This window comes from Polaromonas sp. P1_F1 (assembly GCF_056405795.1).
Genome location: NZ_JBFUBJ010000001.1, coordinates 1,053,872 through 1,070,486, shown reverse-complemented (window position 1 = coordinate 1,070,486; position 16,615 = coordinate 1,053,872). Strand labels below are relative to the sequence as shown.

Genomic DNA, 16,615 nt, shown 5'->3' with positions numbered 1-16,615 from the left:
TTCCGCCAGCCGAGCCCCAAAAGGCTCTTCAGGGTTTGGGTGCCAGCTGCTTCTGCAGGCCCGCGCAATAGTCGGTCTCCCGGAGCGGGGCCGTTGCCCACACGGCGTCGAAAGCGTCTGCCTTCTCGGCATTCGCGGGGTTCCCGGCAAGCAGGCGCACTACTTTGGCTTTTATGTCCGTCGGCAGGTGCAACGGTACGCCCAATTGCCGGTTCGCATGGCCGCTTCCGGCCAGCAGCAGCACTGTCTTGCCGGGCAGCACGGCCTGCCCCAGGGTGTTGGCCATGGTGATGTCCTTGGCAATCTGGATACGTGTCATGGGCGTGATCTGGCCCTCAGGCAACAGGTTGCAGTGGCCGAGACGGATTAACTGCTGCTGGGCTTTGAGGGCGGGGCCTGGCAAGCGGGCGTCAAGCCGATTGTCGGCCATGCTTTCCGGCATTTGCGCCCGGGGCAGATTGGCGCCCATCACGGGGACACCGGCGCGCACCGCGGTCATCACGGTAGGGCCGTAGGCTGTCCATGGCCAGCCCTTATCGTTCCAGTTGAGCGCATTGCGCACCTGCTGCTCGGTGGCGCTGGGTCTGAGCGCGGAAGTACTTGCACCCGTGTCGGCCATCTCAAGGGCTACGGCAGCCAGCGCCCCTTTGGCCGCCAGGGCGGCGACCACCTGCTGCTCGATTGTCTGGTGCTCAGCGGCGTCGTGCTGCTCCCCGAGGATCAGGACGTCGGCAGGGAGCAGCGCCTCCAGCCGGGTGGATGTCTGTGCGGTTTCGCTGCCCTGCACCTGCAGGATGGGCGCTTCGGGCCGTCCCGCGCAGCCTCCCGCCAAAGCCGCCGTGGCGGCGCAGACAAGGCATGCCAAAGCATGAGGGGTGAGGAGGTGGCGCATCGATGGATACTACCGCTTCCAGCGGCTTCTGTTCCGCGCCGTTACGCTCTGCCATGCCTTCCTTGCCCCACCGTGCCGCCCAGTCCCCGCCCGTACGTGTCGTCCTGACCTTGTTGCTGGCCTGGGGTGCCGCTTTCTTGTGTATTGCGCTGCGCACGCCTTTGCCCTGGATGATCGGCCCCTTGCTGGCGACGGCGGTGGTGTCAATGCTGGGCGGACCTACGGCCAGCTGGACGCCACTGCGCAACTTCGGGCAATGGATCATCGGCTGCGCACTTGCACCTCACGCCGCTGGTGGTGCAGGCAGAAAGCCCGCCAGGCGATTGATTGGGCAGAAAGACACACCCAGCGGGGGGGCGCTCCTTCAAGGGGCCGCGGGGCTGGCTCCGCCAGACCGCAGGCACAGCGGCCCCCTCGGGGGCAAGGAGCTACCCGAAGTGAGAGACCGTGGAGGCTCTACTTCTAATGAAGCGATATCGGCGTGTTGGCAAGACCGCTGTAGCCTTCCAGCGTGTCTTCGATTTCTTCTTGCGTGGGAGTGTTTTGCGCCCAGGCGCTCAGGCGCTGCTGGAACATTTCAGCCCAGGATCCATCCAGATAGACCTCCTTGCCCGAACGCTTGTCGACGATTTCGAAGCCATGCCGGGCCAATTCGGGAACGGCCGGGACAGGCGCGGATTCTTCCGGCGCATTGGCGTGAATCTGCATGACAGCAAAAGATTCCGAGTCGTAAAGCATTTGCATGGTGTAGGTCCTTTAGCTTCAGATAGCAACGATGAGGCCAAGTTCAAGGGCCCGGGGGGTTAAGTGCGAAAGCATGCGGTAAAGGCGCGTAGTGCGTGTAAAACCGCACATAAAACGGGCACCTCCGTGCGGCATAACAACGCCGGTTTGTTGAACTCAGCTCTTGGTGATCGCGCTGAGCTGCTGGTCAATGAAATCCCCGTTCTGCTGGGTGATCCTGCTGCGAACGGGAAGATACCCCAGTGACGGGGCATACCAGAGTTCCACTTTCTGATCGAACTCACGCCGGGGCTGACGGGTGAGTTTGAGCGTATTCAGCTCGCCATAGGGAAGTACCATTTTCTCTTCGCCTTCCACCCGGAACGTCCAGGTGTCTGCATCCCGCGGTCCCACGGTGTAAATTGAAATGGTGGAGCCCGCCGGAAAGCCGGCCGGGTTGCCCGCCAGTATGGCAGCCAGCTGGATGAAGACGCTGACCCGGTCCTGTGCACCCTTGATCCAGGGGACCGTCGGCGTATTGGCGCTGAAGGTGATCTGCCCCTTGTCTGCTTCAAAATGCGCGGCCACTTCGCTTCTTGATTTGTCGGAAAAGCGGGTTGGCGCCAAGCCTTCCGGACCCACCTGCCCGGTGCTTGCCATGCTGCGTGAACCTAAAAACAATGCGCTGACGCGCATGGAGGCGCTGTAGTTGTCGCCTGAATAGCGCCATCCCAGTTCGGCGTCCGCGTGGTAGTTCAAGCCCTTTGCGCTGCCGGTCATTTTGTATTCCAGTCGCGCGCTTTCCGGCAAGGCCACCGCCGTCACCGCCGACTGGTCTGGGTCGACTGTCGCGGGGGCGCTGGCAGCAGCGATTGTGGGCGTTGCCTGTGCGGGCATGCTTTGCGGATTTTCTACCTGGGGCGTGCTGGATGTCACCACCTCGGGAGGCGAGATAGCTATCAAATCAGTAGCTGGTTGCGCTGGACTCTCTTGGGTTACGGCGGGTTTCTTCTTGAATATCCTGGGCTTTGGGGGCGGTGCGGAAGGCGCGGGGGCAAGCGATGTCGGTGCAGGAGGCGGTGCGATGCTGCGCGTTGCGAAAGCCTCGCTGCGTGGGGAGGCGGCAGTTTGCTCGGGGCCGAATCGTACCGGCGCTGATTTCAGCACCAGCGTGTGGACAGCCAGCACCCCTGCAGCCAGCGCAGCAAGCACACGCCAGCGAGGCGCCGAAGGATAGCGGTCGGTGGACGCGGTCACGCCTGTGTGAATCCAAGATCACCGGAAAGTTGCCGGGCGGCGGCGGCCAGCGGCCGTGCCACCGCGCCGTCCCAGTCCGGATCAAACGTTGCAAGCGAACCCAGCGCCACAATGCCGAGCGCGAGATGGCCGTCGGCATCGAACACCGGCGCACAGAAGCCGGCTACGCCGGGCAGCAGGGTATTGACTGCGCGCGCCATGCCGCGGCGGCGGATATCTTCCAGCAAGGCATTCAGCTCGGCCATGGTGGCGGGAACATCTTTTCGCGCCAGCTTCTGGTTGCGTGTCAGTTCAGCCCTGACCAGCAGCGCCAGCCTCCCTTGTGGTTTGGCTTTGGCCTTGGGCAGGTTCGAAGACAAAAATGCGGCAAAGCACAAGCCCGTGGCGGACGACAGCAGCGGCATGACGTCGCCCAGCCGCAGGTTGACCGTCACAGACTGCGGCGATTCCTCCCAGTGGACGAGGGTTGGTCCCTGGTTGCCCCAGACCGCCAGTGCCAGGGTCTGGCCGGTTTGCATCATCAGGCGCGGCATGAGCTGACGGGCCAGCTTCACGCTGTCCAATCTCGAAAGGGAAGCGAGTCCTAACTTGAGCGCAGCCGGGCCGAGGTCGTATCGGGCGGTTGCCTCGTCCTGGACGACCAGTGCCAGCCGCTGAAAACTGACGAGATAACGGTGTGCCTTGGCCGCACTCATGCCCGCTGCGGCTGCCAGGTCGCGAAGCATCAGCGGGCCGGGTGAGGTGGAGAGCGACTCCAGCAAGCTGAAGCCGACCTCGACCGACTGAATGCCCGCGCGTTGCGGCGGCAGGCTGCTGCGTGCTGTTGCGGGGGCGCCTGGGCTGACTTTCATGGGCTTGACTAGAATTTCAGGTTCGCCGTGAGACTGTGGATGCATGGATCGTAACGCGGGGCCGGATGCCACCGCCGGCCACGGCACAATCAGGCCTTCTGCGAAAGCCGACAGCCACCAATCAGGATATTGATGAAACTTGCCACCTACAAAGACTCTTCACGCGACGGCCAGCTGGTCGTGGTGTCGCGCGATCTTTCAACAGCCCATTATGCGACGGGCATCGCGGGCAAATTGCAGCAGGTGCTGGACGACTGGAACTTCATGTCGCCGCAGTTGCAGGACTTGTACGAAACATTGAACCAGGGAAAGGCGAGGCACGCTTTTCCGTTTGAGCCATCGCGCTGCATGGCACCGCTGCCGCGCGCCTACCAGTGGGCTGACGGCTCGGCCTATATCAACCACGTGGAACTGGTGCGAAAGGCGCGCAATGCCGAAGTGCCGGAAAGTTTTTACACCAACCCGCTGATGTACCAGGGCGGTAGCGACGATTTCATTGGGCCCTGCGACGATGTGGTGGTGGCGAGCGAGGAGTTCGGCATTGACTTCGAGGCCGAGATCGCCGTGATCACCGGCGATGTGCCCATGCGCGCCACCCCCGAACAGGCGCTGGAAGGCGTGCGCCTGCTGATGCTGGCCAACGACGTGTCCTTGCGCAACCTGATCCCCGATGAACTGGCCAAGGGTTTCGGTTTCTTCCAGAGCAAACCGGCAACCGCTTTCAGCCCGGTGGCAGTGACGCTGGACGAAGTGGGCGACGCCTGGGAAAAGGGCCGCCTGCACATGACCCTGCAAAGCACCTGGAACGGCCGCAAGGTCGGTATGTGCGAAGCCGGCCCCGAGATGACATTCAGTTTCGGCCAGCTGATCGCCCATATCTGCAAGACCCGCAATGTCCGTGCCGGCAGCATCATCGGTTCAGGCACCGTCAGCAACAAGGACTGGAGCCACGGCTACAGCTGCATCGCTGAAAAGCGCGCCATCGAAACCATCGAGGATGGCAGGCCCAAAACCGAGTTCATGAAGTTCGGCGACACCATCCGCATTGAAGCCAAGGGCAAGGATGGGCTCTCAGTATTTGGCGCCATCGACCAAAAAATTGTCGAGAACGTCTGAGCTACCCCGAATAAAACCAGCAGGGGCCGCGGAACCGGCTTTGCCGGGCCGCTGGCGCCGCCCCCTCGAGGGGGGAGCAGGCTACACGCAGTGAGCCTGGACGGGGGTGTTATCTTGAATAAGCCTTGCGCGAGCCGTCTTCGAACACGGCGTCGTCACGTGATGGCTTGCCCTCGTCGTCCCAGGTTCTCTCGCGCGTGATGCGGCCGCGCTCGTCGTAGCTCGATTCGGCCACCAGCCTGCCGGCTTCGTTAAAGCGCTGGTGCGTACCCTGGGGCAGTTGCCGGTAGCGGTTGGAGGCTGTGTAGCGGCCGGCGGCGGCGATTTTCCCGCTGTCGAAGAAGTCGGTAGTCTGCAGCCAGGCGGTGTCGCCTTCGCCGCCGTACTCGGTTTTGCTGCGCGGCTGGCCGTTCAGGTAGTAAGTCTGGTCGCTGACCGGCTTGCCGGCCGACCAGCGCCTGTCGCGCGTCAGGGCGCCGCTGTCGGCGAACTCCTGCTCGCGTTCCTTGAACGAGGTTTTTGACGGGTTGGTCTCCAGCAGCCACTGGACTTCGCGCCGCCTGACGCCGGCGTTGTTGAAATAGCGTTCAGTGCGAATGTTGCCCGATACCTCGTCCAGGTAATCCGGCTTGCCACTCTCGCCCAGCGTTTCATGGCGAATGCGTTTTCCGGCCAGGTAACTGCTGGTGCCATTCAGCACGCCCTTGCTGCTGAAGAGTTCGATCTTTGAGGTGCCGCCCGAAAAACCGCACCAACGGGCGTCCTCGGCCGGCGCTGCCAGCAAAGGCTTGTCGCCGCAGCGCAAGGCCTGGAGCTGGCCGCGGTCATTGAATTCGGCATAGGCCTGCTCGACGCTGCCGCCTGCGCGCGGCCCGTAAAACACGATGCGCCGCAACTGCCCATTGGTGTGAAAGCTGCGCGCCAGGCCGGCCTCGGTGCCGTTGTCGTAGATGGAGTCGCGCAGCACCTGGCCGTCCGGTGCGAATTCACGCGCGCGGCCATGGCGGTTGCCGCGCTCGTTTTCGCCGTATTCCCGCTGTAGCTTGCCGTTCTGGTAGTAGCGCATCAAACCCATGAACTTGCCGCCCTGCAGCTCCTGTTCGCGCATCAGCCGGCCTGTGTCCCGGTCCTTGCAGCGCATGATGCCGGTTTTGCCGGCCGTGGTGTTGCCATTGTTGGGGTTGACGCTTTCACCGTTGATTTCGCAGTCTTGCACCGCATGTGCCCACGGCGAGGCCAATGCGCAGGCACAAAGGAGGACGAGGCGTTGCACGGATTTTTTCATGCAGCAGCCCCGGTTTGGCTGATGAACAGCCGTATGCCGCGCAGGAGCATCTCGACCGAAATCGCCACGAGGATGAGGCCCATCAGGCGCTCGAAGGCCATCATCACGCGGTCGCCTGCCACCCGCTGGATTCGCTCGGACAGCACCAGCACCACGGCGCACACCGCCATGGTCACGCACAGCGCCGCGATCCATTCAAGCCGCCGCGCCGGCGCCTGGGACACCAGCAACATGACCGTGGCCAGCGCCGAGGGGCCGGCCAGCGCGGGAATCGCCAGCGGCACAATCAGCGGCTCGCCCTGCAGCGGCGCGGCCTCGGGCTGGTCCGACGGGAAAATCATGCGCAGCGCGATCAGGAACATGACCACCGCGCCGGCAATCTGCAGCGACAAATCGCTGAGGTTCATCAGGCGCAGGAAGCCGTCGCCGACAAACATGAAGGCCAGCAGCAGCAAAAACGCGATCAGCACCTCACGCAGGATGACGCGCATGCGCCGCTCCGGCGCCACACCCTTCAGGGCGTTGACAAAAATCGGAATATTGCCGAACGGATCGGTGATCAGCAGCAGCAACACCGTGGCGGAAGCAAAGGTATAGGCCATATGTATGTCAGATATGTCGGGCCGTGTTAGCCGAATAAAGGGCTTCAAGTGATTGGAAACCCTTGATCTCGATGGGGTTGCCGAAGGGGTCGCAGAAAAACATGGTCCATTGCTCGCCGGCTTCTCCTGCAAAGCGCACTTGCGGCTCCAGCACAAACTCCATGCGGGCCGCTTGCAGGCGCTGCGCCAGGGCCTGCCAGTCGGCCAGGGCAAGCACCAGGCCGAAATGCGGCATGGGAACAAGCTTGTCGCCAACATGGCCGGTGCGCTCTGTCTTGAACGGTTCGCCCAGGTGGAGCGACAGCTGGTGGCCGAAAAAGTCGTAGTCGACCCAGGTAGGGGCCGAGCGGCCTTCCGCGCATCCCAGGACCCCGCCATAAAACTGGCGGGCCACGTTGAGGTCTCTGACATTGAAGGCAAAGTGAAAGAGGCTTTTCATGGTGCAAGCTTATCAGGGCATTGCCCGAAAGAGACGCTTTTGCAGCCCGGCCGGCAACAGGCATGGCGCCATGCCTGCCGATGAATGCTATGAAATAGATAGCGATTTGCGCTTGTCGGTAAAGGTCTGTGGGTGTTTCTTGCTTGAATCCGTATCAATACCGGTTCGACCCTGGTGTTTGCCTGCTGAAAACACAAAAAGCGGTTGACGCGCTGCTGCGGCGTTGCACAATGAAGGCGTGCGCTGGATCATCCAGCCGCCCGATGCAAATCGTGCACAACCTGCCAGGAGACATTCATGAGCGACGCGGACAACCCTTCTTTCCCCGGTTTCGGCAAGCTGGTGCCCGGCTTTGACTTTTTGCAGAACCTGGCCAAACAGGCGGCAGGCAGCGCCACACAAAGCATTCCGCAGTTGCCCAACCTGGGCAACTGGGTAGCGCCCACGCTGAATGTTGAAGAACTCGACAAGCGCATCGATGAACTCAAGGCTGTCCAGTTCTGGCTTGACCAGAACGCCACGGCGCTCAAGGCGACCATCCAGGCGCTGGAGGTGCAGAAGATGACGCTGGCTACCCTCAAAGGCATGAACTTCAACATGGGCGATGTGGCCAATGCCTTCAAGCTCAAGGTGGCCGACAGCGTGGCCGGTGGCGTGCAGCGTGTGGCCGACAAGGCCCGCACGTTTTCGGGGCTGGAGGTCCCGCCAACGAGCTTTGGCGCGGACAAGCCGGCCGCCACATCCAAGGCCAAGGCACCCGGCGCGGCCAAGGCCGGCGCGCAGCCGGCCGGCGTGGTGGACCCGATGCAGTGGTGGGGCGCGCTGACCCAGCAGTTCCAGACGATTGCGGCAGATGCCATGAAGGATGCCGCCAAAAAAACGGCCATGGACACCACCAAAAGCCTGGCGACCGGCCTTGCCAAGGACGCGATGAAGACCGCCACCGGCATGGCAACGGGCATGGCCCGCAACATGGCGGAGTCCGCTGGTAAAACCGTGGCGGGCGGTGCACGCGCGGCCATGAACACGGCCCTGCGCAGCAGCCAAGCTTGGCCTACACCCGCGGCCGGCAAAACTGCCGCAAAAACGAAACCCAAGGCCAAGGTGCCGGCGCGCAAGGCCGCAACTAAAGCCGCACGCAAAACCACGCGTTGATACAGGCTGACTTTTCACTGAATTTCACCAGGACGCCATGAAGCTTTTTCCCTACGGCCACGCCACACATCCGCAATGGCAGATGGCAGCAGGCCTTGTGCTGGCGCAGCTGCGCGCCTACCTCGCATTGCCCGGCTACGCCAAATCGCCCACGCTGGCGCTGCTCTACATCACCGATCACTATGCGGCACACGCGCAGGATATTCTTGACCATCTGAGCGCCGAATTGCCCGACATCACCGACTGGAGCGGCACGGTGGGTGTGGGTATCGCCTCCAACAACGTCGAGTACTTTGACGAGCCGGCGCTCACGGTCATGCTCTGCGAGCTTCCGCATGACCAGTACCGTGTGTTCTCCGGGGTGTCGCCCTTGCCCCCGGCCAGCCAGGGAAGGTTCAAGGCGCATACGGCGCTGGTGCATGCGGACGCCGGAACGCCCGACGTTGCCGAACTGATCGACGAAATGGCACAGCGCACCGGCAGCGGCTATGTGTTTGGCGGCCTGGCCTCCAGCCGCTCCAGTACGGTGCAGTTTTCCCTCAGCGGGCATGGCAATGTCAAGGGGCAGGGCGCGGCCGGCGGTGTCTTCACCGGGGGCCTCAGCGGTGTGGCTTTTGGCCAGGGCGCGGCACTGATGTCACGCATTACCCAAGGGTGCCGGCCGGTGTCTGCGCATCATGAGATCACGGCCTGCGAGTCCAATGTGGTGACCGAGCTCGATGGACAGCCGGCACTGGAGGTGATGCTGGCAGACCTGGACGTGTCGCTTGATGAGCCGCGGGAGGCCTTGGCCAAAGTGCGGACCACGCTTGTCGGCTTGAGCCGCCCGGCAGACATTCCCCATGACGGCGCCGGCCGGCACGGCCAGTTTGGCGCAGAGGTGCTGGTGCGCCACCTGATCGGGCTGGATCCGGCGCGCAAGGGGATTGCCATCGCGGAGGTGCCCGTCGTGGGCATGAAGCTGGCTTTCTGCGAACGCAACATGGAAGCCGCGCGCGCCGACCTGGTGCGTGTGTGCGCCGAGATTCGTGAAGAGCTGGAACCGGAAGAAGTCACGCTGGAAGTTGCCAGCGCCTTGAGCGCGTCAGAGGCCGAAGCCACGCCGCATGCGGCCCGGCGCATTGCGGGCGCGGTGTACGTCAGTTGCTCCGGCCGTGGCGGCCCGCACTTCGGCGCGCCCAGTGCCGAACTGCAGATCGTGCGGCGGGCCCTGGGCGATGTGCCGCTGGTTGGTTTTTTCGCCGGCGGTGAGATCGCCCGTCACCATCTGTACGGCTACACCGGCGTGCTGACGGTGTTTACGTCACCTGCCTAGGTTTACCCCTATCGGACGCTCACTGCGTGTAGCGCCTTTTCCCCTTCCAGGGGACGGGCGCCTCGCGGCCGGCAAAGCCGGACCGCGGCCCCCGCTTGAAGAGGCCGTGGGGAGCTATAAAACCTGAGCTTCCAGCAATTCGACAGGGTCGCCATAGCGCGCTGCCAGCGCCACCACTGACGGGTCGCGCAGTGCGCACAAAAAACCGTCCTTGATCAGGGTGCAGCCCCCTGCAGTCACGGTGCTGTCCAGCGTGATGAGGTCCATGTGCACGGGCGGCTCTTCCCAGTCAGGCATGACACGGCGTATGTAGTGGCTGGGTTGCGCCAGGTCGATGCCGAAGTGCAGCGCTCCGGGAGAGTTTGAGCCGGCCGGGTACACGGTGTGGCGCGGCGCCTTGGGGTTGAAGCCGCAGCCGCCGCCTTCGATCATGCGGCCACCGACCAGCATCTCGCGCAGGATCACCGCTTCTTCTGAAATTCCCTCAACCGATGAAATTGTGTCGCCTTCAAAATGGACGGCGATTTTTTCCTCGAACGGTTTGGCAAAACCGACCGCCCATTGCGGGTAAAGCACGCCCGCCATGGGCACCACGGCCTTGAAATCATTCTTGACCGAGTTGTGGTCCCACAGATTGGGGCCGTGTGTCGGCAGGTAGTGCACATAACAGCCGTCTTCCTCGGCCGTCATCTGGCCGCGCCAGCGGTTGGTGGCCAACTGGTTGGCGCGCATCGCCTGCGTGAAGCTGATGCGGAAGTCGCTGCCCCGCGGATCGGTGAAGCGCAGGTCGAAATCGCCTTCGGTCGGGTAACGGCTGGCCGTTTGGCGGATGATCTCACCGATGAGATCGACCGGAAAGCGCGCTTGCGGCGTGTGCAGCAGATCCAGGTTGCGAAAGTAGGTGATCTTGACCCAACGCTGGCCGGTGCGGCGCAGGTTGATGCACAAAGGGTCGAGGATGGAGCAGAACCAGGTAGACACCACAAAAGTGGCCTTCTTCAGCATGGCATGCACTTCTTCAGGCACGGCGGTCACCTGCGTGCTCGGCTCCATGTAAATGCGCACCTCGGCGCCGCGTGACTTGGCAATGCCGATCACGGCGTCGATCACGCGCGGGTCCAGCAGAGGGTCGACCAGCATCAGCACCCGGTCACCGGGACGTATCGCCATCACGCGCGAGAAGTTGTCCAGCGCCTGGAAGAAGTATTTGGTGTCGGTCAGATTGGCCGCAACCGGGATGGGCAGGCCAACGTAGGTGGAGATGGGTTTCATCGTGATTTCGTCGGAATTGCATGCACAAAATAGCCGAGCAAGCCGTAATCAGCTGAATAATACCAGTAAACATCAAATTTACTTAGTTGGCTAATGTAATTGCATGCAATATGTCGAGTATGCCAACAAGGGAGTACCAGCAGGCCCCGCGGAACCGGCTTTGCCGGGCCGCAGGGGTCGCCCCCTTGAGGGGGGAGCAGACTACACGAAGTGAGTCTGAACGGGGGTGTTACCTACGAAGTGCAGCGAAGGCCTCGAACTCCCAGCTCCGCATGGCCAGCAGCAAGGTGAATCCTTCGCGGTCCTTGTCGCCCAGCTTCTGGTCGGTCTGGTGCTGTTGGGCAAAGTCTTGCGCCACCCGCTGCATGCGCTCCAGGAACGAAGGCGCCAGGCCGCGGCTGATGGAGCCGTGCACCAGCAGCAGGCCTTCGCCATTGCCGTCAAATCCACCGGAAAAATAGTCAAGCAGGGCGTTTTCGCGGAAGTAGTCCATGACCGGCCCGTGCGGTCGCCAGCGGAAGGTCTTGGCGAGCTTGAGCCGGTAGCGGTTCAGCGGCTTGAGCTCGATGATGCCGATGCGGTCCAGTTGCGCGAGGTATTTGATGCACTCGGCTTCGGTCAGCCGGTAACTGGTGGTGATTTGCTCCAGCGTCCATTGCGACAGCACGCAGATGGCGGCCAGCAACAGCTTCTTGTCGGCCACCACGGCTTTTTCCTGTGCTTCGGTCAGCTCCGCCAGCAGGGGCTGGGTGTCGGCGATGCGCCTGGCCAGGTCGGCAAAGTCCAGCTTGAGCGCGCGGCAGATCGCGTCGATACGCGAGAGGGGCATATCGCCCCTGGCCAGCATGCGCTTGACGCTTGACTCGGCCATGCCGAGTTTGACGGCCAGGTCGGCGTACGTCATGCGCGCCGCCTTGAGTTCCTTTTTGAGGACGATGACAAGATCTGCGGTAGTGCTCATGAGTATCGATTATCGGTACTTTCGGGATGAATAGTAAGAACTGGTTCTAATTCCGGTGCTTCTTCCGGCGCTTGGCCTGCACAGTGCAGCTTCATTCACACAGGAGCTGCCCCATGCCAATCAGCCTGAAAACCGCCCACCGCCGTGTTGTGCCGCCGCCTTCCTGGTTTGCGCAGATGAAGGTATCGGGCTGGAAAGCCCCGGCCTGCCGCCGCGAATGCGCGCTCGCCGGCGTGTTGCTTGCGATGCTGGCGGCGGCATTGCTGGGGCCGTCGGTGGCGCAGCCTTTGCACTATCACGACTTCGCCGACCAACGAGCCTGGGGATGGTTGCCGCATGCGATGGACGTCCTCAGCAACCTGCCGTTCATGCTGTGGGGCCTGGCGGGTGCCTGGGCCCTTGTGCGTGCAGTGAAGGCGCGGGCGCTCAGCGCCGCAGCCGCAGGTTTCGCAGGGCTGTTCTTTGCCGGCTTGGCCCTCACCTCCATGGTTTCTGCAGCCTACCATCTGCAGCCGGGAGATGCCGGGCTGGTCTGGGATCGGGGCGGCATGGTGTTTGCCTTCGCCGGCTTGCTCGGGCTTGGCACCATGCAGGCCGTCAGCACCCGTGCCGGTGTAGCGGTTGCTGCAGCAGTCCTCGTTCTCGGACCGTTGTCCGTGCATCTGTGGTCGCACACGGGCAATGTGCTGCCCTGGGCCGTTTTGCAACTCGGTGGCATGTTGCTGATTGTCGGCGTCGCCTGTTTGCGGCCCACGCTGGCAGGGCGGGTGTTGCCCATCCGCTGGATGCTGGTGGTGGCCATTTATGCGCTGGCCAAGCTGCTCGAGCTGGGTGACCACGCGGTGTTCGAATGGACGGGTCAGCTGGTTTCGGGCCACACCCTGAAGCACGTGGTGGCCAGTTGTGCTGCCTGGCCCGTCGTTGCGGCGCTTCTGGACGCCCGAAAATTCAAGGCAGAATCCACAGCAGCATTCAAAAACAGAGCAGGCAGGCCATCCCGCCACAGTCTGCCGCACAACAACTGAAAAGAGGAGTCAAGCATGCCTGTTGATATGGCCGCCGCGGTGTCGCCACCCCCCGTTCACGAGCATCCGAACCAGTTCGCGCTCCTCAAGCAGCGCCGCTTCGCCCCTTTCTTCTGGACGCAGTTTTCAGGGGCGGCCAACGACAACCTTTTCAAGTTTGCCTTCACCGTGATGGTGACCTACCAGCTCAGCGTGAGCTGGCTGCCTCCCGCGCTGGCGGGGCTGGCCATTGGAGCTCTGTTCATCCTGCCGTTTCTGCTGTTCTCGGCCACCAGCGGGCAGCTCACCGACAAGTTCGAGAAGACGCGCGTGATCCGCTTTGTCAAGAACCTGGAAGTGGTGATCATGCTGATCGCTGCGGTCGGCTTCATGAGCAGCAATGCCAATGTCCAGGTGCCCGTGCTTTTGGGTTGCACGTTTTTGATGGGGCTGCATTCCACGATATTCGGCCCGGTCAAATTTGCCTACCTGCCGCAGGCGCTCAACGAGCGCGAGCTGACCGGCGGCAACGGCATGGTCGAGATGGGCACCTTCGTGGCCATTTTGCTGGGCCAGGTGGTGGGTGGGCTCATGGTGGCCGTACCCCAGGTCGGGCCGGACTATGTGGCCATTGCATGCATCGGCCTCGCACTGGTTGGCCGGCTTGTCTCGCAGTTTATTCCGCTGACGCCAGCGACTGACCCAGGCCTGAAAATCAATTGGAACCCGGTGACAGAAACCTGGCGCAACCTCAAGCTTGCCAACGGCAACCTGGTGGTATTCCGCTCCATGCTGGGTATCAGCTGGATGTGGTTTTTTGGCGCGGTATTCCTGAGCCAGTTTCCGAGTTTTGCCAAAGAGGTGCTGCACGGTAACGAGCAGGTGGCGTCTTTGCTGCTGGTGGTGTTTTCCATCGGCATCGCGACCGGATCGCTGCTCTGCGAAGTGCTCAGCAAACGCCACGTCGAGATAGGGCTGGTTCCTGTGGGAGCCATCGGCATGAGCGTGTTTGCGGTTGACCTTTACTTCGCCTCGCGCGGCTTGCCGTCAGCGCCCGTTATGACCCTGGGCGCCTTCATGTCGCAGCCTGTGCATTGGCGCGTAATGATCGACCTGGCCTGGCTCAGCCTCTTTGCCGGCCTCTACAGCGTGCCGATGTACGCGCTGATCCAGCTGCGCAGCCAGTCCACGCACCGGGCGCGCATCATCGCGGCCAACAACATTCTCAATGCGCTGTTCATGATCGTCAGCGCTATCCTGGCCGGCGCGCTGCTCAAGGCCGGGTTCAGTATTCCGCAAATCTTCCTGTTCGTTGGATTGGCCAATGCGGTGGTGGCGTTCTACATCTTCATGCTGGTGCCTGAGTACCTGCTGCGTTTCATCGCCCTGATCGCCTCGCGCCTGGTCTACCGCTTCAAGATCACCGGTGACGACAACATCCCTGCTACCGGCGCTGCCGTGCTGACCTGCAACCATGTCAGCTTTGTCGACCCGGTGCTGCTGATGGCCGCCAGCCCGCGTCCCATCTACTTTGTGATGGACCACCGCATCTTCAAAATGCCGGTTCTGGGCTGGCTGTTCCGGCTGGCCAAGGCGATCCCGATTGCACCGCGCACGGAAGACCCGGCGTTGTACGAGGCGGCTTTCGAGGCCGCCGCCAAGGTGCTGCGTGATGGTGACCTGCTCGCAATATTTCCCGAGGGCGGCATTACAAAAAATGGCGAACTGCAGGAGTTCAAAGGCGGCGTCATGAAGATTCTGGAGAATGCCCGGCGTGATGGTGTGCAGGTCAATGTGGTGCCGATGGCGCTGACCGACTTATGGGGCTCCTTTTTCAGCCGCGCCGAAAAAGGAGTTGCCATGACCAGACCCTTTCGGCGCGGGCTCTTCAACCGGGTGGGCCTGAATGTAGGCATGCCAATTGCTGCGGACAAAGTGGAGCCTTTGGATCTGAGGGCGAAGGTGGAACAACTTCTGGGACAGGACAAGACATGACTGCGCTTCAATTTTTTAAAGCTGGCGGCAGGCTTTCTCGCGGTGGCTTCTGGCTGCATGGCCTCATCGCGTGGATGGTTTTGTACCTGGCCTGGGCAGCCGCAGGGCCGGCGCCTTCGGTGGTGCTGGCCTGGCTCATCAATGGTCCGGTACTGGCGGCGCTGATATTGCTATGCATCCGGCGCCTGCATGACCGCAACCGTTCGGGTTGGTGGCTGCTGCTGGTCCTGGTGCCGGTGGCCGGCGCGTTGTGGCTGGCGTGGCAACTGGCCTTCAGGCGCGGCCTGCCGCAAGACAATCGCTGGGGCCCCGACCCGTTGGCGCCGCGCGGCGACTATCTGGTGGTGCGGTAGAGGATGACGCGGGACCACAACATGCACAACAACACTTTGATCGTGAACGATGTGACCGGCCTCAACCCGGTTGCCGTCTGGGCCATCAGCAAACCCAAAACCGTGGACGAGGTGTGCGATGCCGTGCGCCGTACCGATGGCTCGCTGTCGGTGGGCGGCGGGCATTTCAGCATGGGCGGGCAGACCGCCAGCCCCGGCAGCCTGCACCTGGACATGCGTGAGCTCAACCAGATCATCCGCTTCTCGCCGATGGAGAAAACCATACGCGTGCAGGCTGGCATTCGCTGGTGCGACATCCAGCGATTTGTTGATCCGCACAACCTCGCTGTGAAGATCATGCAGACCTATGCCAATTTCACGGTGGGCGGCGCGCTGAGCGTCAACTGTCACGGTCGCTACATGGGCCTGGGCGCAGTGGTGATGTCGGTGCGGGAGATCCGGGTGGTGCTGGCCGACGGCAGCGTGCAGGATGCTTCGCCTTCCGTCAATGCGGAACTCTTTTACGCCGTGATCGGCGGCTACGGCGGTGTGGCCGTGATCGTTGAGGCCGAGCTGGACCTGGCGGACAACACCAAGGTCAAGCGACTGGCCCGCAAGATGAGTGCGGCCGAATACATCAGCCACTTCAAGGCCAAGGTCAGGTATTTTCAGGATGCTGTTTTCCACAATGCCGACCTGTACCCGCCGCATTACCGCAAGGTGCGTTCTGTCACCTGGGCGCGTACTGACGAAGCCACGACCGAGCCAAGGCGTTTACAGCAAGGCGGTGAAACCTACCCTGTGAACCGCTACTTTGTGTGGGCCGTGACCGAAACCCCCTTGGGGAAATGGCGGCGCGAATACCTGATCGATCCCCTCCTTTATCTTTTCCGCAAGGTGCACTGGCGCAACTTCGAGGCGGGTTACGACGTGGCGGAGCTTGAGCCGGCTTCGCGCAAGCACACAACCTATGTGTTGCAGGAATACTTCATTCCGGTGGAACGGTTTGACGACTTCGTGCCGATCATGGCGGAAATCCTGCAGCGCTATCGCGTCAATGCGCTCAATGTGTCGGTGCGGCATGCGCGGCCCGACCCCGGCACCCTGCTGGCCTGGGCCCGGGGTGAGACCTTTGCGTTTGTCCTCTATTACAAGCAGCGCACCCGGGACAACGCCATCAACCGCGTGTCGGTCTGGACGCGCGAGCTGATTGATGCGGCCATCAGTGTCGGCGGCAGCTACTACCTGCCCTACCAGCCGCATGCAACGGCGGAGCAGTTCCACGCCGCCTATCCGCGGGCCAAAGAGCTGTTCGCCCTGAAACGCAAGCTCGATCCGCAGTTCCGCTTGCGCAATGTGCTCTGGGACAAATACTACGCCCCCACATTGAACGCCTCCAACACCTGAACGACTGGG

General features: G+C 62.4%; 16 protein-coding genes and 1 pseudogene. 8 read left to right on the top strand and 9 right to left on the bottom strand.

Annotated elements, in window-relative coordinates; all coding sequences use genetic code 11:
- Nucleotides 1-28 precede the first annotated feature (28 nt).
- Nucleotides 29-892 carry a ChaN family lipoprotein gene (locus AC1DZE_RS05155; RefSeq protein WP_477672153.1) on the bottom strand — a complete coding sequence of 288 codons (864 nt, stop codon included), beginning with the start codon at nucleotides 890-892 and terminating at the stop codon, nucleotides 29-31.
- A 53-nt stretch (nucleotides 893-945) separates the two neighbouring features.
- Between AC1DZE_RS05155 and AC1DZE_RS05150 the strand changes: the two are divergent.
- Nucleotides 946-1,170 (top strand): annotated as a pseudogene (locus AC1DZE_RS05150) (AbrB family transcriptional regulator); the annotation flags it as partial.
- Between the two features lie 184 nt (nucleotides 1,171-1,354).
- Here AC1DZE_RS05150 and AC1DZE_RS05145 read toward each other — a convergent pair.
- The 3 genes from AC1DZE_RS05145 to AC1DZE_RS05135 form a co-directional block, all read right to left on the bottom strand.
- Nucleotides 1,355-1,636 (bottom strand): BTH_I0359 family protein, encoded by a 282-nt coding sequence (locus tag AC1DZE_RS05145; protein ID WP_477656579.1) that lies wholly within the window; start codon nucleotides 1,634-1,636, stop codon nucleotides 1,355-1,357.
- 156 nt (nucleotides 1,637-1,792) lie between these two features.
- Complete coding sequence (locus AC1DZE_RS05140; protein WP_477699845.1) at nucleotides 1,793-2,395, bottom strand: DUF3108 domain-containing protein; 603 nt, start codon at nucleotides 2,393-2,395, stop codon at nucleotides 1,793-1,795.
- Nucleotides 2,396-2,868: 473 nt separating this feature from the next.
- Nucleotides 2,869-3,681 carry an IclR family transcriptional regulator gene (locus AC1DZE_RS05135; protein ID WP_477668934.1) on the bottom strand — a complete coding sequence of 271 codons (813 nt, stop codon included), beginning with the start codon at nucleotides 3,679-3,681 and terminating at the stop codon, nucleotides 2,869-2,871.
- A 174-nt stretch (nucleotides 3,682-3,855) separates the two neighbouring features.
- Here AC1DZE_RS05135 and AC1DZE_RS05130 point away from each other — a divergent pair, with 174 nt between their 5' ends.
- Nucleotides 3,856-4,839: a fumarylacetoacetate hydrolase family protein gene (locus tag AC1DZE_RS05130; RefSeq protein WP_477672154.1), complete on the top strand. Its 984-nt coding sequence runs from the start codon at nucleotides 3,856-3,858 to the stop codon at nucleotides 4,837-4,839.
- A gap of 109 nt (nucleotides 4,840-4,948) precedes the next feature.
- Here AC1DZE_RS05130 and AC1DZE_RS05125 read toward each other — a convergent pair whose 3' ends face one another.
- Genes AC1DZE_RS05125 through AC1DZE_RS05115 form a run of 3 tightly spaced genes read right to left on the bottom strand, consistent with a single transcriptional unit; the run spans nucleotide 4,949 to nucleotide 7,165 of the window.
- Complete coding sequence (locus AC1DZE_RS05125) at nucleotides 4,949-6,112, bottom strand: toxin-antitoxin system YwqK family antitoxin (protein WP_477672155.1); 1,164 nt, start codon at nucleotides 6,110-6,112, stop codon at nucleotides 4,949-4,951.
- An 8-nt stretch (nucleotides 6,113-6,120) separates the two neighbouring features.
- Complete coding sequence (locus AC1DZE_RS05120) at nucleotides 6,121-6,726, bottom strand: MarC family protein (protein ID WP_477668733.1); 606 nt, start codon at nucleotides 6,724-6,726, stop codon at nucleotides 6,121-6,123.
- A gap of 7 nt (nucleotides 6,727-6,733) precedes the next feature.
- Nucleotides 6,734-7,165, bottom strand: a complete 432-nt coding sequence (locus tag AC1DZE_RS05115) for a VOC family protein (protein WP_477668732.1) — start codon at nucleotides 7,163-7,165, stop codon at nucleotides 6,734-6,736.
- A gap of 297 nt (nucleotides 7,166-7,462) precedes the next feature.
- Here AC1DZE_RS05115 and AC1DZE_RS05110 point away from each other — a divergent pair, with 297 nt between their 5' ends.
- Both AC1DZE_RS05110 and AC1DZE_RS05105 read left to right on the top strand, forming a co-directional pair.
- Nucleotides 7,463-8,320 carry a PhaM family polyhydroxyalkanoate granule multifunctional regulatory protein gene (locus AC1DZE_RS05110; RefSeq protein WP_477672156.1) on the top strand — a complete coding sequence of 286 codons (858 nt, stop codon included), beginning with the start codon at nucleotides 7,463-7,465 and terminating at the stop codon, nucleotides 8,318-8,320.
- 37 nt (nucleotides 8,321-8,357) lie between these two features.
- Nucleotides 8,358-9,635 carry an FIST signal transduction protein gene (locus AC1DZE_RS05105; RefSeq protein ID WP_477668730.1) on the top strand — a complete coding sequence of 426 codons (1,278 nt, stop codon included), beginning with the start codon at nucleotides 8,358-8,360 and terminating at the stop codon, nucleotides 9,633-9,635.
- A 114-nt stretch (nucleotides 9,636-9,749) separates the two neighbouring features.
- Here AC1DZE_RS05105 and AC1DZE_RS05100 read toward each other — a convergent pair whose 3' ends face one another.
- Both AC1DZE_RS05100 and AC1DZE_RS05095 read right to left on the bottom strand, forming a co-directional pair.
- The gene (locus AC1DZE_RS05100; RefSeq protein ID WP_477672157.1) at nucleotides 9,750-10,907 is read right to left on the bottom strand and encodes a hypothetical protein; all 1,158 of its coding nucleotides are present in this window, start codon (nucleotides 10,905-10,907) and stop codon (nucleotides 9,750-9,752) included.
- Nucleotides 10,908-11,136: 229 nt separating this feature from the next.
- Nucleotides 11,137-11,868: a helix-turn-helix domain-containing protein gene (locus tag AC1DZE_RS05095; protein ID WP_477668728.1), complete on the bottom strand. Its 732-nt coding sequence runs from the start codon at nucleotides 11,866-11,868 to the stop codon at nucleotides 11,137-11,139.
- A 113-nt stretch (nucleotides 11,869-11,981) separates the two neighbouring features.
- On the opposite strand from AC1DZE_RS05095, the gene AC1DZE_RS05090 reads away from it, so the two are divergent.
- The 4 genes from AC1DZE_RS05090 to AC1DZE_RS05075 are packed head-to-tail and all read left to right on the top strand — an operon-like array spanning nucleotide 11,982 to nucleotide 16,606.
- Nucleotides 11,982-12,893 (top strand): hypothetical protein, encoded by a 912-nt coding sequence (locus tag AC1DZE_RS05090; protein ID WP_477672158.1) that lies wholly within the window; start codon nucleotides 11,982-11,984, stop codon nucleotides 12,891-12,893.
- 15 nt (nucleotides 12,894-12,908) lie between these two features.
- Complete coding sequence (locus tag AC1DZE_RS05085; protein ID WP_477668726.1) at nucleotides 12,909-14,867, top strand: MFS transporter; 1,959 nt, start codon at nucleotides 12,909-12,911, stop codon at nucleotides 14,865-14,867.
- Complete coding sequence (locus AC1DZE_RS05080) at nucleotides 14,864-15,220, top strand: DUF805 domain-containing protein (protein WP_477668725.1); 357 nt, start codon at nucleotides 14,864-14,866, stop codon at nucleotides 15,218-15,220. Before AC1DZE_RS05085 ends, AC1DZE_RS05080 begins: the two co-directional genes overlap by 4 nt.
- 21 nt (nucleotides 15,221-15,241) lie before the next feature.
- Nucleotides 15,242-16,606, top strand: coding sequence for an FAD-binding oxidoreductase (locus tag AC1DZE_RS05075; protein ID WP_477672583.1), 1,365 nt, complete (start codon nucleotides 15,242-15,244; stop codon nucleotides 16,604-16,606).
- Nucleotides 16,607-16,615 lie beyond the last annotated feature (9 nt).

What these genes read in the sequence shown, in the direction of transcription:
- AC1DZE_RS05155 (WP_477672153.1), bottom strand. Translation starts at nt 892, where the DNA reads ATGCGCCACCTCCTCACCCCTCATGCTTTGGCATGCCTTGTCTGCGCC.
- AC1DZE_RS05145 (WP_477656579.1), bottom strand. Translation starts at nt 1,636, where the DNA reads ATGCAAATGCTTTACGACTCGGAATCTTTTGCTGTCATGCAGATTCAC.
- AC1DZE_RS05140 (WP_477699845.1), bottom strand. Translation starts at nt 2,395, where the DNA reads ATGACCGGCAGCGCAAAGGGCTTGAACTACCACGCGGACGCCGAACTG.
- AC1DZE_RS05130 (WP_477672154.1), top strand. Translation starts at nt 3,856, where the DNA reads ATGAAACTTGCCACCTACAAAGACTCTTCACGCGACGGCCAGCTGGTC.
- AC1DZE_RS05120 (WP_477668733.1), bottom strand. Translation starts at nt 6,726, where the DNA reads ATGGCCTATACCTTTGCTTCCGCCACGGTGTTGCTGCTGCTGATCACC.
- AC1DZE_RS05115 (WP_477668732.1), bottom strand. Translation starts at nt 7,165, where the DNA reads ATGAAAAGCCTCTTTCACTTTGCCTTCAATGTCAGAGACCTCAACGTG.
- AC1DZE_RS05110 (WP_477672156.1), top strand. Translation starts at nt 7,463, where the DNA reads ATGAGCGACGCGGACAACCCTTCTTTCCCCGGTTTCGGCAAGCTGGTG.
- AC1DZE_RS05105 (WP_477668730.1), top strand. Translation starts at nt 8,358, where the DNA reads ATGAAGCTTTTTCCCTACGGCCACGCCACACATCCGCAATGGCAGATG.
- AC1DZE_RS05100 (WP_477672157.1), bottom strand. Translation starts at nt 10,907, where the DNA reads ATGAAACCCATCTCCACCTACGTTGGCCTGCCCATCCCGGTTGCGGCC.
- AC1DZE_RS05095 (WP_477668728.1), bottom strand. Translation starts at nt 11,868, where the DNA reads ATGAGCACTACCGCAGATCTTGTCATCGTCCTCAAAAAGGAACTCAAG.
- AC1DZE_RS05090 (WP_477672158.1), top strand. Translation starts at nt 11,982, where the DNA reads ATGCCAATCAGCCTGAAAACCGCCCACCGCCGTGTTGTGCCGCCGCCT.
- AC1DZE_RS05085 (WP_477668726.1), top strand. Translation starts at nt 12,909, where the DNA reads ATGCCTGTTGATATGGCCGCCGCGGTGTCGCCACCCCCCGTTCACGAG.
- AC1DZE_RS05080 (WP_477668725.1), top strand. Translation starts at nt 14,864, where the DNA reads ATGACTGCGCTTCAATTTTTTAAAGCTGGCGGCAGGCTTTCTCGCGGT.
- AC1DZE_RS05075 (WP_477672583.1), top strand. Translation starts at nt 15,242, where the DNA reads ATGCACAACAACACTTTGATCGTGAACGATGTGACCGGCCTCAACCCG.